This is a genomic window from Weissella paramesenteroides (assembly GCF_036327715.1).
Lineage (GTDB): Bacteria > Bacillota > Bacilli > Lactobacillales > Lactobacillaceae > Weissella > Weissella paramesenteroides.
The window spans coordinates 20,842-35,673 of sequence record NZ_CP130559.1; the positions used below are offsets into that span (position 1 = coordinate 20,842).

Annotated in this window: 7 protein-coding genes, 2 tRNA genes and 3 rRNA genes; 11 read left to right on the top strand and 1 reads right to left on the bottom strand. The window is 41.5% G+C overall.

The genetic code is table 11. The features are described 5' to 3' along the window. The first annotated feature begins 105 nt into the window (after positions 1-105). From QRX23_RS00085 to rrf, 10 genes are all read left to right on the top strand, one after another. A complete protein-coding gene (locus tag QRX23_RS00085) occupies positions 106-2,277 on the top strand; it encodes an LTA synthase family protein (protein ID WP_330156110.1) in 2,172 nt (723 codons plus the stop codon). Between the two features lie 231 nt (positions 2,278-2,508). Continuing rightward, positions 2,509-2,979 carry a MerR family transcriptional regulator gene (locus QRX23_RS00090; RefSeq protein WP_330155500.1) on the top strand — a complete coding sequence of 157 codons (471 nt, stop codon included), beginning with the start codon at positions 2,509-2,511 and terminating at the stop codon, positions 2,977-2,979. A 183-nt stretch (positions 2,980-3,162) separates the two neighbouring features. Beyond that, positions 3,163-4,428, top strand: a complete 1,266-nt coding sequence (locus QRX23_RS00095; protein ID WP_330155501.1) for a hydroxymethylglutaryl-CoA reductase, degradative — start codon at positions 3,163-3,165, stop codon at positions 4,426-4,428. Positions 4,429-4,444: 16 nt separating this feature from the next. Beyond that, positions 4,445-5,395, top strand: a complete 951-nt coding sequence (locus tag QRX23_RS00100; protein WP_330155502.1) for an IpaB/EvcA family protein — start codon at positions 4,445-4,447, stop codon at positions 5,393-5,395. Positions 5,396-5,404: 9 nt separating this feature from the next. Further along, a complete protein-coding gene (locus tag QRX23_RS00105; protein WP_330155503.1) occupies positions 5,405-6,106 on the top strand; it encodes an NAD-dependent protein deacylase in 702 nt (233 codons plus the stop codon). A 547-nt stretch (positions 6,107-6,653) separates the two neighbouring features. Next, positions 6,654-8,228 (top strand): 16S ribosomal RNA (locus QRX23_RS00110). 89 nt (positions 8,229-8,317) lie between these two features. After that, positions 8,318-8,391, top strand: a tRNA-Ile gene (locus tag QRX23_RS00115). Positions 8,392-8,397: 6 nt separating this feature from the next. Next, positions 8,398-8,470 (top strand) — tRNA-Ala (locus QRX23_RS00120). 201 nt (positions 8,471-8,671) lie between these two features. Continuing rightward, positions 8,672-11,587 (top strand): 23S ribosomal RNA (locus QRX23_RS00125). Between the two features lie 77 nt (positions 11,588-11,664). Then, positions 11,665-11,781 (top strand): 5S ribosomal RNA (rrf, locus tag QRX23_RS00130). Together the 16S, 23S and 5S rRNA genes with 2 tRNA genes alongside form the textbook arrangement of a ribosomal RNA operon. A 133-nt stretch (positions 11,782-11,914) precedes the next feature. Here rrf and QRX23_RS00135 read toward each other — a convergent pair. Then, positions 11,915-12,511 (bottom strand): MarR family winged helix-turn-helix transcriptional regulator, encoded by a 597-nt coding sequence (locus QRX23_RS00135; RefSeq protein WP_330155504.1) that lies wholly within the window; start codon positions 12,509-12,511, stop codon positions 11,915-11,917. A gap of 235 nt (positions 12,512-12,746) precedes the next feature. On the opposite strand from QRX23_RS00135, the gene metG reads away from it, so the two are divergent. Then, the gene (metG, locus tag QRX23_RS00140) at positions 12,747-14,750 is read left to right on the top strand and encodes a methionine--tRNA ligase (RefSeq protein ID WP_002829232.1); all 2,004 of its coding nucleotides are present in this window, start codon (positions 12,747-12,749) and stop codon (positions 14,748-14,750) included. The last annotated feature ends 82 nt before the right edge of the window (positions 14,751-14,832 follow it).

A 14,832-nucleotide genomic window follows, 5' to 3' on the forward strand; every position in this document is an offset into this window, starting at 1 on the left:
TTAGAAAAAGTCTAAGGTGTATCAATCAAAATTACGCTATAATGGAAAAGATTATTATTTTTGGAAGTAATGAAACAAGATTTAGAAAGAAGAGAACAGACAACTATGATGCATAAGGGTCGTTTTTCTTGGATCAATACACGATTTGGTTTTGTTATGGTATTGATTGTATTGGTCTGGGCAAAAACACAACTAGCAAATATAATGGATTTTCATCTCTATTCAGGTGCATCTATTATTCAGGTAATTACCTTGTTGCTCAATCCAATACCGATTGCTGCGTTATTAATCGGAATAGCTTTTTATTTTCGGAAATCTAAGTTATTTTACCCCGTAGCAATTATTATGTATCTCATCAATACATTGTTGATACATTTAAATGTTATTTATTATCGTGAATTTACAGATTTTATGTCTGTGGCAACGATGTTGGGATACAACAAGGTCAATCAAGGATTAGGCGCATCTGGATTTGCGTTAACTAACATTCATGACCTACTGTACTGGATTGATGTACCTATTTTTATTGTATTGTTCTTATTAAAGAAGATGCATTTTGATAAGCAAGCAACAACGAAATTCATGGGCTTTGCATTTTCAACTTTTGCAATTTTTGGCGCCATGACGGTACTAGTACTAGGCGAGGCTGATCGTCCACAACTAATTACGCGCCAATTCGATAGTAAGATGTTAGTGAAATATCTAGGGATCGATACTTATACTGTGTTAGACGGTATTAAAACACACGGTGTAACAGAGATGCGTAAATCAGCTAAAAAGTCTGACATCGATAATGTATTATCATATGTTAATAATCATTATGCAGATGCCAATGCAAAATATGCTGGGATGGCTAAAGGAAAGAACGTTTTTGTGATTCATCTAGAATCATTCCAACAGTTTTCGCTTGATTTGAAAGTTAATAATCAAGCGGTCACACCAAATCTGAATAATATTTATCATTCGGATTCAACCATTGCCTTTGATAATTTCTTCCACCAGGTTGGACAGGGTAAGACCTCTGATGCTGAAAATATGCTAGAAACTTCAACGTTTGGCTTACCACAGGGATCGCTATTTGCTACCCAGGGGAATAATCAAACATTTGAAGCAATGCCTAATATTTTGAAACAAAATGGTGGTTACTCATCAGCAGTGTTCCACGGTAATAATGCTAGCTTCTGGAATCGTAGTAATGTGTACAAGAATATGGGTTACCAATATTTCTTTGATGCCAGTTATTATGATACTTCTGGTGATAAGGCGACTGGATATGGTTTGAAGGATAAATTGTTATTCTATGATTCAATTCCATATTTGGAAAAATTGCAGCAGCCGTTCTATGCAAAGTACATTACGGTAACGAACCATTTCCCTTACAGTCTTGATAACGAGGATAAGGATCCTAATTTTACAACAACGAATACAGATTCAGACGTTGTTAACGGATATTTTGAAACAAATCATTATCTAGATCAGTCAATTGGTGAATTCTATAACTATCTGAAGAAATCGGGATTATATAATAAATCAATTATTGTGCTGTATGGTGACCATTATGGTATTTCAAATTCTGAAAATAAGCAGTTAGCATCAGTATTAGGAAAAGATCCTAGTGATTGGAATGATTTTGATAATGCCCAATTACAACGTGTGCCATTTATGATTAATATTCCTGGTTGGCATGGGGGTGGTATTAATCACACATACGGTGGTGAGATCGATGTTATGCCAACATTGCTACATCTTCTAGGTGTTAATACTAAGAAGTATGTACAGTTAGGACAAGACTTACTAAGTACTAAGCGTCAACAGGTTGTTGCTTTCCGTGATAAGGACTTTGTCACACCGAAGTACACGTATACTAATCACGTGTTGTATGATAATGCTACAGGTGAAGCAATTAAAAATCCTTCTAAGAAGGTAAAAGCGCAAGTTGCTAAGTATAAACAAGAAGTTCGACAACAATTAAGCGTTTCAGATAATTTGAATCAAAAAGATTTGTTACGTTTTTATAAACCAAAAGGCTATAAATCAGTTAATGCTTCGGACTACAACTATTCAAATGGACTTGCTAAACTACAAAGGCTTGATAAACAGTTAGGAACCGGTTCAACTTCACTATGGCATGAACGTGGTGACAAGAAATCACAGTCGCTATATGAAACAGATGCACCAGAAAAGGACAAGCCAAAGTCTGATACGTCACGTATTCAACAGGTCAATCCAGATGGTGGTGATGATACTGATGGTGGCGATGATACACCAAATCCTTAGTAGTAAGAGAGCGAGACAAAAGTCGTTTTGAAGACGGTGTGTAACGTGATTTATGCTATCAAACTAACATGCTTTTAATTAATAACTTTTAGCACAAAAATTAGAGGTTGAGACAACATCCGTCTCAGCCTCTTTTTTTGATTTAAATTAAATTGTGCTATTTTTAACGAAGTTGACAAATTTGTTAGATAACCTGACAATAAAGGCGATGATATTTGAAGGAGAGAGATGATGGCATTTTCAGGAGAACATCACTTACGAATGAAAGCTTTAGCATCTGAATTGTTTCAATTCCGTATTGGTGAATTAGCGACAATGACTGGTGTGTCAACTCGCCAATTACGGTATTGGGAGAGTAAGGGCATTATTTCCTCATTAGAACGTGAGGGAGAACAAGATGCACGTGTCTATAATTATACGGCTTACGTCACTGTTGCTGCGATTAAGGAATTTTTAGATGATGGCTACACATTAAAAGGTGCTGTCAAAAAAACAAAAGAGCATCAAGAGAACTGGCAGGTCTTGCATGATGTGATGCATAATGCGGTGAAAGGCGTTGTTTTGTTAGACAATAAACCCGTTGTTGATCTAGGATTTTTTAATGAGGATGAAACCCAACGTTTGTATGCAACTATAGATAAAAATAACCAGGTAAAGTATTTAGTCCAATCTTGGCCAAGTGATGCAGAGAGCATTGAGTAGATAGAGGTTTCAGGTTTTTTGGAACGTGTTTATACTGTAAAACTAACATACTTTTAATTACTACTTTTTAGCACAAAAATTAGAGGCTGAGACAACATCTGTCTCAGTCTCTCTTTATATAAAACGCAAAATCTTGTTAAGAACTGTTAAACTAATAATAGATTAAATAAAGAGGGATAATGTATGACAAATTGGCATAGTTTTTATAAACGACCATGGTCAGAACGTCTAACTATTTTGACCGATAATCAAAATTTAACGATTGATGAACAGCAATTAATGCAGGACCAATATGATGATATCGGTGCGCAACAAGTTGAAAATTATATTTATAATTTTGGTGCACCGACAGGTCTATTATTACAATTACCAGTAGACGGTCAAGAATTTATTGTACCTATGACAACTGAAGAGCCTAGTGTCATTGCAGCTGCTAACAATGGCGCTCGTATGATGCGACAAGGTTCTGGCGTGAAGACGAAACGGCGAGAACATCTCATGCGTGGTCAAATTATGCTTGTTAACCTATCAGACATGGCGAAACTGCAGCAATTCATCCAGAATCAGGAGTTGCAATTGTTGCAAATTGCAAATGATGCTCATCCATCAATGGCAGCTCGTGGCGGTGGTGCAAAGCAGTTGACCATCGATGTGCTAGATGAAAAAACTGCGGCGGTTAATGTGTTGGTAGATACTAAAGAAGCTATGGGTGCAAATACAGTAAACACAATGGCGGAGGCTGTAGCAACACAATTACGTCAGCAAGGCTATCAGGTTTTGATGGCTATTTTGTCTAATTATGGCACAGAGGCATTGGTGGAAGCAGAAGTAGCTATCCCGGTGACAGCATTAGCAACGAAACAAGGGGTGTCAGGACAGACGATTGCAGAAAAAATTGCCTTGGCAAGTCATTTAGAAGAATTATCCCCACATCGGGCAGTCACATCCAATAAGGGTATTTTGAATGGTATTGAAGCAGTTGTATTAGCAAGTGGTAATGATACAAGGGCTGTTAATGCTGCTTTGCACGCATATGCCGCACATACTGGTCAATACAGTGGTTTGATCTCATGGCAAGTAGAACATGATCAATTAGTTGGTCGTACTGTCATGCCAATGTCAATTGGTGTTGTTGGCGGATCGATTGGTATCGTGCCAGCAGTGAAATTGAACCACCACATTATGGGTAATCCAAGTGCAGAACAATTAGCAGGTATTATCATTGCCACCGGTTTAGCACAGAATTTAGCAGCTTTGCGAGCCCTTGTTTCAACTGGTATTCAGGCAGGTCATATGGCTTTGCAGGCTAAATCACTAGCTATACAAGTCGGTGCGATGAGTGATGAAGTTGAACAATTAGTGGCGCAGCTAAATCAAACTAATCAGATCAACGCAGCGATGGCGCGTCAATTATTACAGAAGATGCGTGATTCACACGCAGAGAACTAAAGATAGGACAGAAAAAATGAAATTTGCGAAAGAAACAATTACATTGTTAGACCAGGTCAATGCACTATATCCTGGCTCAGTTGTCTTACGAGGTAACGAAGACGCTAGTGGCATAATTACTCACGATCAAGTATCAACATCAATGTTAGGTACACGACTAATGGTTGAAGTCAATGATGGGACTGCACCTGATTTTTTGGCAACATCAGAATTATTGCTGATGCTTTTGACATTGAACGGGTACCCACAGGTTTATTTCCAATTGAAAGATGATGATGTGGAATTAACGAACCAATTAATGGTTATGGCAACCTATCTTTATCAACCAGCATTACGTGCCATTGTTTATCGTGAGCAGGCAGCGCATGGGCTACTTACGGATGATGTTGTGGAAGGCGTGGTTGCTGGCGTACAGCAGACGATTTCAAAAGAGATTGCGGATGATAATGGTGAAGCAGCATTACGATTATTGACGTTATTAGATTTCCAAGTATTTTTGCATGCTGTGCCAAATGACACGACAGCAATCGTTGAAAAAATGGTGGCACTTTATCCAAAAGCTTGGTCAGCAGCTGAAAAAATAGCAATTGCTATGAAGATTGATGATATTAAAGATCCATTCAGTGTCCATCGTGCGGTTGTGACAGCTTTTTCAATGTTTGATGAGCAAATGGTTGCTTGGGACTTGCCAGAAATTTATGCTAGCGAATTTGCAACATTGACACCAGTTCTATCGGAACGTCAATTGCGGTTACCTCTTGCGCAAGTATTTGATATTAAACACATGACGATGAAAGATCGCCATACGGATAAAGATGCTTATGCAGGGTTATTAAAGGCTTCAGGTCAAAATAGTTTTGTACTTGCTGCACCAGAAGATAAGTTGGCTGACTTTTTTAAGGAACTCTATCAAACGCCAGTTAAAGAGGTGCTGACTAAACTTGGACAACCATTCGCAATACGATAGGAGGAAATGATGGCATTGGTAACATCAGACATACAACAACTATTTGATGATGCAAAGAATATCGTTTTTTTGACGGGTGCAGGTGTATCCACGGCTTCAGGTATTCCTGATTACCGATCAAAAGGTGGTATCTATGATGGTATGACATTACGTCCCGAGTATTTATTGAGTACGGAGGCATTAGCAAAAGAACCAGAAAAAATGTATGAATTTGCTAAGGAAAACATGTATTTTCCAGATGCACGACCAAATATTATTCATCAAAAAATGGCTGAATTGACGCAAAAAAATCGTGCACGTATCATTACGCAAAATGTTGATAGCTTGCATTTAAAGGCTGGGGCTAAGAATGTTATTGAATTTCACGGATCACTTTATAACATTTACGCAACAAAGGATGGTAAACCTAGTGATGTGAATACCTATTTACATTCACTTTATCGTGAAGATGGTGCGCTATTACGACCAGCAATTACATTGTATGGCGAGATTCCATTTAGAGTAGATGAGGCAGCCCAATGGATGTCGCAAGCAGATTTGGTTGTAATCGTTGGGACTAGCTTTGTGGTTTATCCATTTGCTGGGTTGCTACAGTATGCTCGTCCAAATGTACCGATACTAGCAGTTAATTTGGAGAAAATTCCTGCACCAGCTCATGTTGAGCAAATTGTTGGGGATGCACGCGAGTTTTTCTCAGAGTTGCAAGTATAGGGTGTGTTTGTCAGCTTAGCAATTATACTAATTTTTGTTACATTGAGGCTTCAGACTTTTGGAACGCGTTTATGCTATCAAACTGACACGCTTTTAATTAAGATATTTTTAGCAAAAAAAGTTGGAACATTTTCTGTTGTTCCGACTTTTTTGTTATATATCCGCGACTTATTTTTTTAGACTCGTTCTGTTTAATGAATTGTAATGTTCGTAAAAAAATAAAAACGATAATCTATTGACGAACATTATGATTGCTGGTATGATATTTAAGTGGTCGCGTGAGACAACTTAGTTACTAAAATTATTGATTAATAATTACATTAATTAATAGTTGACAATCATTTGATTGTACTGTAATATTAATTAAGTTGTCAGCGAGACAACAAAGATGTAGATCATTGAAAACTGAATATCGTTTCGATGAAACAAATGTGTAGGGTCATCAAGTATTTTACTTGATACAAAAACATTTGCGAAGTCAATTCGCTAGTAAATTCGTTTAACTTCTGTTAAACAACAAATAACAAATGAGTTATACTCAAGCTTTTAAAATGAGAGTTTGATCCTGGCTCAGGATGAACGCTGGCGGCGTGCCTAATACATGCAAGTCGAACGCTTTGTCTTTAACTGATATGAAGAGCTTGCTCTGATTTGATTTTATCTGACAAAGAGTGGCGAACGGGTGAGTAACACGTGGGTAACCTACCTCTTAGCAGGGGATAACATTTGGAAACAAGTGCTAATACCGTATAATACCAACAACCGCATGGTTGTTGGTTGAAAGATGGTTCTGCTATCACTAAGAGATGGACCCGCGGTGCATTAGCTAGTTGGTAAGGTAAAGGCTTACCAAGGCGATGATGCATAGCCGAGTTGAGAGACTGATCGGCCACAATGGGACTGAGACACGGCCCATACTCCTACGGGAGGCAGCAGTAGGGAATCTTCCACAATGGGCGCAAGCCTGATGGAGCAACGCCGCGTGTGTGATGAAGGGTTTCGGCTCGTAAAACACTGTTATAAGAGAAGAACGGCACTGAGAGTAACTGTTCAGTGTGTGACGGTATCTTACCAGAAAGGAACGGCTAAATACGTGCCAGCAGCCGCGGTAATACGTATGTTCCAAGCGTTATCCGGATTTATTGGGCGTAAAGCGAGCGCAGACGGTTATTTAAGTCTGAAGTGAAAGCCCTCAGCTCAACTGAGGAATGGCTTTGGAAACTGGATGACTTGAGTGCAGTAGAGGAAAGTGGAACTCCATGTGTAGCGGTGAAATGCGTAGATATATGGAAGAACACCAGTGGCGAAGGCGGCTTTCTGGACTGTAACTGACGTTGAGGCTCGAAAGTGTGGGTAGCAAACAGGATTAGATACCCTGGTAGTCCACACCGTAAACGATGAGTGCTAGATGTTCGAGGGTTTCCGCCCTTGAGTGTCGCAGCTAACGCATTAAGCACTCCGCCTGGGGAGTACGACCGCAAGGTTGAAACTCAAAGGAATTGACGGGGACCCGCACAAGCGGTGGAGCATGTGGTTTAATTCGAAGCAACGCGAAGAACCTTACCAGGTCTTGACATCCCTTGCTAATCCTAGAAATAGGACGTTCCCTTCGGGGACAAGGTGACAGGTGGTGCATGGTTGTCGTCAGCTCGTGTCGTGAGATGTTGGGTTAAGTCCCGCAACGAGCGCAACCCTTATTATTAGTTGCCAGCATTCAGTTGGGCACTCTAGTGAGACTGCCGGTGACAAACCGGAGGAAGGTGGGGATGACGTCAAATCATCATGCCCCTTATGACCTGGGCTACACACGTGCTACAATGGCATATACAACGAGTCGCCAACCCGCGAGGGTGCGCTAATCTCTTAAAGTATGTCTCAGTTCGGATTGTAGGCTGCAACTCGCCTACATGAAGTCGGAATCGCTAGTAATCGCGGATCAGCACGCCGCGGTGAATACGTTCCCGGGTCTTGTACACACCGCCCGTCACACCATGAGAGTTTGTAACACCCAAAGCCGGTGGGGTAACCTTTTAGGAGCCAGCCGTCTAAGGTGGGACAGATGATTAGGGTGAAGTCGTAACAAGGTAGCCGTAGGAGAACCTGCGGCTGGATCACCTCCTTTCTAAGGAAAATCGGAAACCTACACATTCAACGAAACGATATTTAGTTTTGAGTGGTTTACACTCAATGAAGACAGAGAGTCGAATCTCTGGGACTGTAGCTCAGCTGGTTAGAGCGCACCCCTGATAAGGGTGAGGTCGGAGGTTCGAGTCCTCTCAGTCCCATGATATGGGGAATTAGCTCAGCTGGGAGAGCACCTGCTTTGCAAGCAGGGGGTCATCGGTTCGAACCCGATATTCTCCATAACAACCATCTGGTTGTTAATTAGTTCTTTGAAAACTGAATCATAATTGTAAATTTTTAAATTCATTATAATTGATCATATCAATTAAATTGAGCCGAAAAAATACACCGCGTAATTTTTTGAGTTTTTTAAATAAGTTTAAAATCGCTTGTGACCATCGAGTCACAATACTCAAACGAAATCATCAACGACAGTTGATCGGTTAAGTTATTAAGGGCGCATGGTGAATGCCTTGGCACTAGGAGCCGATGAAGGACGGGACTAACACCGATATGCCTCGGGGAGCTGTAAGTAAGCTGTGATCCGGGGATTTCCGAATGGGGGAACCCAACTTGTGATGCAAGTTATCGTTTAATGAATACATAGTTAAACGAAGGTAGACGTTGTGAACTGAAACATCTCATTAGCAACAGGAGAAGAAAGAAAAATCGATTCCGTCAGTAGCGGCGAGCGAACGCGGAGGAGCCCAAACCAGAGTGCTTGCACTCTGGGGTTGTAGGACTACCGTTGTGGAGTTACAAATTTGTTTATTAGCAGAATCAGCTGGGAAGCTGAGCGAAACAGGGTGATAGCCCCGTATGCGAAAGTAAGCAAACTCCCGTGTAGGATCCTGAGTACGGCCGGACACGTGAAATCCGGTCGGAAACTGCGAGGACCATCTCGTAAGGCTAAATACTCCCTAGTGACCGATAGTGAACCAGTACCGTGAGGGAAAGGTGAAAAGCACCCCGGAAGGGGAGTGAAAAAGTTCCTGAAACCATGTGCCTACAACAAGTTAGAGCCCGTTAATGGGTGATAGCGTGCCTTTTGTAGAATGAACCGGCGAGTTACGATAGCATGCAAGGTTAAGGTGGAAAGACCGGAGCCGTAGCGAAAGCGAGTCTGAAATGGGCGTTTTAGTATGTTGTTGTAGACCCGAAACCAGGTGACCTACCCATGTCCAGGGTGAAGGTGCGGTAAAACGCACTGGAGGCCCGAACCCGTACATGTTGAAAAATGTTGGGATGAGGTGTGGGTAGCGGTGAAATTCCAATCGAACTTGGAGATAGCTGGTTCTCTCCGAAATAGCTTTAGGGCTAGCCTCGGAAGATAGCGTGTTGGAGGTAGAGCACTGTTTTGGTGCGGGGCCCATCTCGGGTTACTAAATTAAGATAAACTCCGAATGCCAATCACGTATGTCCGGGAGTCAGACAGTGAGTGATAAGATCCATTGTCGAAAGGGGAACAGCCCAGATCGTCAGTTAAGGTCCCTAAGTGTGTGTTAAGTGGAAAAGGATGTGAAGTTGCATAGACAACTAGGATGTTGGCTCAGAAGCAGCCACCATTTAAAGAGTGCGTAATAGCTCACTAGTCGAGTGATTCTGCGCCGAAAATGTACCGGGGCTAAACACACCACCGAAACTACGGGTGCCACATCAGTGGCGCGATAGGAGAGCGTTCTAAGGGCAATGAAGTCAGACCGTGAGGACTGGTGGAGCGCTTAGAAGTGAGAATGCCGGTATGAGTAGCGAAAGACAGGTGAGAATCCTGTCCACCGTATGACTAAGGTTTCCTGGGGAAGGCTCGTCCTCCCAGGGTTAGTCGGGACCTAAGGCGAGGCCGAAAGGCGTAGTCGATGGCTAACAGGTTGAGATTCCTGTACCAGGTGAACATGTTTGAACGATGGAGGGACGCAGAAGGCTAACAGAACCCAGCGGCTGGAAATGCTGGGCCAAGCAATAAGTCTTAGTGTGAGTCAAATGCTTGCACTTATACGGACAAGTTGTGATGGGGACCGAAATAAAGTAGGGAAGTCTGTGATGTCACGCTGCCGAGAAAAGCTTCTAGTTAGTGTTTACCTGCCCGTACCGCAAACCGACACAGGTAGTCGAGGAGAGCATCCTAAGGTGAGCGAGTGAACTCTCGTTAAGGAACTCGGCAAAATGACCCCGTAACTTCGGGAGAAGGGGTGCTCAGCGCAAGCTGAGCCGCAGTGAATAGGCCCAGGCGACTGTTTATCAAAAACACAGGTTTCTGCAAAATCGTAAGATGACGTATAGGGGCTGACGCCTGCCCGGTGCTGGAAGGTTAAAAGGAGTGCTTAGCTTCGGCGAAGGTACGAATTGAAGCCCCAGTAAACGGCGGCCGTAACTATAACGGTCCTAAGGTAGCGAAATTCCTTGTCGGGTAAGTTCCGACCCGCACGAAAGGCGTAACGATCTGGGCGCTGTCTCAACGAGAGACTCGGTGAAATTTAAAGACCCGTGAAGATGCGGGTTACCCGCGACAGGACGGAAAGACCCCATGGAGCTTTACTGTAGCTTGATATTGAGTGTTTGTGCAGCTTGTACAGCATAGGTAGGAGCCGTAGAAATCGGGACGCTAGTTTCGATGGAGGCAAACGTGGGATACTACCCTCGTTGTATGAACACTCTAACTCACACCACTCAGCGTGGTGGAAGACAGTGTCTGGCAGGCAGTTTGACTGGGGCGGTCGCCTCCTAAAAGGTAACGGAGGCGCCCAAAGGTTCCCTCAGAATGGTTGGAAATCATTCGCAGAGTGTAAAGGCACAAGGGAGCTTGACTGTGAGACTTACCAGTCGAGCAGGTACGAAAGTAGGGCTTAGTGATCCGGTGGTTCCGCATGGAAGGGCCATCGCTCAACGGACAAAAGCTACCCTGGGGATAACAGGCTTATCTCCCCCAAGAGTCCACATCGACGGGGAGGTTTGGCACCTCGATGTCGGCTCATCGCATCCTGGGGCTGTAGTCGGTCCCAAGGGTTGGGCTGTTCGCCCATTAAAGCGGTACGCGAGCTGGGTTCAGAACGTCGTGAGACAGTTCGGTCCCTATCCGTCGCGGGCGTAGGAAATTTGAGAGGAGCTGCCCTTAGTACGAGAGGACCGGGGTGGACGTACCACTGGTGTATCAGTTGTTCCGCCAGGAGCATCGCTGAGTAGCTATGTACGGATGAGATAAACGCTGAAAGCATCTAAGTGTGAAACTCGCCTCGAGATGAGATTTCCCATTCAGCAATGAAGTAAGACCCCTCAGAGATGATGAGGTAGATAGGCTAGAGGTGGACGTGCGGTGACGCATGGAGCGGACTAGTACTAATGGTTCGAGGACTTAACCAAGTAGCAAGTGGTGTAAGGCAAAAAATCGCAATTATGATTCAGTTTTGAGGGAACTAAGTTCACTCAATAAAAAAACGTGTCGTGATGATGGCACTGAGGTCACACCTGTTCCCATACCGAACACAGTAGTTAAGCTCAGTAGCGCCAAAAGTAGTTGGAGGATCGCCTCCTGCGAGGATAGGACATTGCGATGCAAATGAAAGTAGCTCACAGTAAAATGTGAGCTGCTTTTTTTGTATGAATTAATACGTTTTTAGCACAAAAATTAGAGGCTGAGACAACATCCGTCCCAGCCTCTTCTCGTAAATTTATATTAATAGACTAACATTAAAAATGTGGTCGTTGGCCATCACCAAATCCACCATGAAAATGATGTGGATGTCCATGACGGTGGGCATGTTCTGCATCCAACATACGTGAACGCTCACGTTCAAAACGAGCGCTCATTCTATCGAAGTGATTCCAACGTTCATCATCACTAAATACATCATGTAGTTGCTTTTTAAAGTCGTCATTTGAAATATTATCTATTAATCTTGTAAGATAATTATCAAAATTCGTCAGTTCATCATCAGTGAAGTCTTTAAACAAGGCATCTTGCAATGATTGTCCAGTTGCATCACTTTCGATTAAGCTTTCACGTCCTTTATCAGTTAGTTTTAAATAATTGATTCGGGAATCCGTGCCAGATTTTTCACGCGTAACCATACCACTGTCCTCCAATTTCTTAACGATCTGTGAGACACTTGAGGGTTTGATATCAAATTTTTCTGATAGGTAACTTGCAGTTACGTTCTCAGTAGTTGATAAAATTTTTAATGTTTCGATTGACTTATCATTCTGTGTATCTATTTTTGTAGAAAAGACAACATATGGTTGATGAGCAATAGTCAAAATATTTTTGATAATAGTTTCTTTTTTCATAATATCCTCCATTGAGTGTGTTTTATTATTTAGTTCGCTAATATATTAACTAACTAAATAATAAAACAATTTAGTTAGATTGTCAAATATTAAACTAACTATTAACAGGAAATTTAATTTCGAATTTGATTTTTCAGCGAGAAGTTCTAAACTTTGCTATAATTATTGTCAGACAAACAATATAGATACTAAATTAACACCTTACTCATTTGTAAGGTGGGAGGTAAAACGGAACATGGCAGAAGAGAAAAAAACTTTTTACATTACGACACCAATCTACTATCCATCTGGTAAATTGCATATTGGTAATACATACACGACAGTACTTGCTGATGCAGCAGCACGTTACCACCGCTTGTTAAATGAAGATGTATATTTCCTAACAGGAACTGATGAACATGGGCTAAAGATTGAGCAAAAAGCAGAAAAGCTAAATATTTCACCAAAAGAATATGTAGATCAGATGGCCGCAGATATTCAAAAATTATGGTCTGATTTGGAAATCAGTAACGATGGATTTATCCGAACAACTGATGATTATCATGAAAAAGCAGTTCAAAAGATTTTCCAGAAGTTTTTGGATCAAGGTGACATCTACAAAGGTCAATATGAAGGTTGGTACTCAGTTGATGATGAAGAGTATTTTACAGAGTCACAATTAGCTGAAGTATATCGTGATGATGATGGTAATGTGATTGGTGGGAAAGCACCTTCTGGTCATGAAGTTGAGTTAGTAAAGGAAGAATCGTACTTCTTCAATATGAGCAAGTATGCTGATTGGCTACTTGATTACTACAAGACACATCCTAATTTTATTCAACCTTCTGCTCGTATGAATGAAATGATCAAGAACTTTATTGAACCCGGTTTGGAAGACCTAGCTGTGACACGTACAGCATTTAAGTGGGGTGTTCCAGTAGCATCAGATCCAGATCATGTGGTTTATGTGTGGATTGATGCACTATCTAACTACATTACTAAGTTAGGTTATATGTCTGACGACACCACTATGTTTGATAAGTATTGGCCAGCTAATGTGCATCTAGTTGGTAAAGAAATCGTTCGTTTCCACACAATTTACTGGCCAATTATGCTACATGCATTAGGCTTAGAATTACCAGAAACCATCGTGGGTCACGGTTGGTTGACGATGCGTGATGGTAAGATGTCAAAGTCTAAGGGAAATGTGGTTTATCCAGATACATTGGCTGACCGCTATGGTATTGATGCTGTTCGTTACTATTTGCTCCGTGCAATGCCGTTTGGAAATGATGGTATCTTTACACCAGAAGACTTTGTCTCAAAGTTAAACTATGACTTAGCAAATGATTTGGGTAATTTGCTAAATCGTACGGTTGCGATGATTAATAAATATGAAGATGGTGTCATTCCTGAGCTAAATACAGGATTGACTGATTTTGATCGTGAATTAGTACAAACAGCCCAAGACACGATTGCAACGTATAATGCTAACATGCAATCAATGCATACTGCAGACGCTTTGGCAGCAATCTGGCAACTTATTTCACGTGCTAATAAGTACATTGATGAAACAACACCATGGACCTTAGCCAAGGATGACAGCCAAGCAGATGTTTTGGCATCAGTTATGGCACACTTAGCCGCTGCGCTTCGTGTTGTTGCTATCCTATTACAACCAATTTTGACACAGGCACCACAAAAGATTTTCCAACAATTAGGTTTGCAAGATTCTAATGTACAGATTTCTGAATTACAATTTGAAGATTTGCCTACAGGTGGCAAGGTTGTTGAAAAAGGTCAACCTATTTTCCCACGTGTTGATGTTGAGGCTGAAGTTGAATACATCCGTAACAACATGACAGGTAACGGTGGCAAGCAAACACGCTCAAGTACTAATCCAAAGGCACCAAAGAAGATAACAACCAAGGACGAGATTGTATTTGATGACTTTGATAAGGTTGAGTTACGTGTTGCTGAAATCAAAGAAGTATCAGAAGTTGAAAAATCTAACAAGCTATTACGCTTTAAGTTGGATGATGGTTCAGCTGATGGGCGAACAATCCTATCTGGAATTAAAAAATTCTATCCAGAATATGGGGAATTAGTTGGTAAGAAAGTTGCTTATGTTGCTAACCTAAAACCACGTAAGATGATGGGTGAGTTATCTGAAGGAATGTTACTTTCCGCAGAAAAAGATGGTAAGGTAACCTTATCAATTTTGCCGGATGAGATTGCAGCTGGTTCAGAATTAGGATAATTATTTATATCTATTGAATGGTTTAAAGGATTGGGGAATTTTCTCAATCCTTTTTTATTAAAACGGTCTACCAAATCCGAGG

What these genes read in the sequence shown, in the direction of transcription:
- QRX23_RS00090 (WP_330155500.1), top strand. Translation starts at nt 2,509, where the DNA reads ATGGCATTTTCAGGAGAACATCACTTACGAATGAAAGCTTTAGCATCT.
- QRX23_RS00105 (WP_330155503.1), top strand. Translation starts at nt 5,405, where the DNA reads ATGGCATTGGTAACATCAGACATACAACAACTATTTGATGATGCAAAG.
- QRX23_RS00100 (WP_330155502.1), top strand. Translation starts at nt 4,445, where the DNA reads ATGAAATTTGCGAAAGAAACAATTACATTGTTAGACCAGGTCAATGCA.
- QRX23_RS00085 (WP_330156110.1), top strand. Translation starts at nt 106, where the DNA reads ATGATGCATAAGGGTCGTTTTTCTTGGATCAATACACGATTTGGTTTT.
- QRX23_RS00135 (WP_330155504.1), bottom strand. Translation starts at nt 12,511, where the DNA reads ATGAAAAAAGAAACTATTATCAAAAATATTTTGACTATTGCTCATCAA.
- QRX23_RS00095 (WP_330155501.1), top strand. Translation starts at nt 3,163, where the DNA reads ATGACAAATTGGCATAGTTTTTATAAACGACCATGGTCAGAACGTCTA.
- metG (WP_002829232.1), top strand. Translation starts at nt 12,747, where the DNA reads ATGGCAGAAGAGAAAAAAACTTTTTACATTACGACACCAATCTACTAT.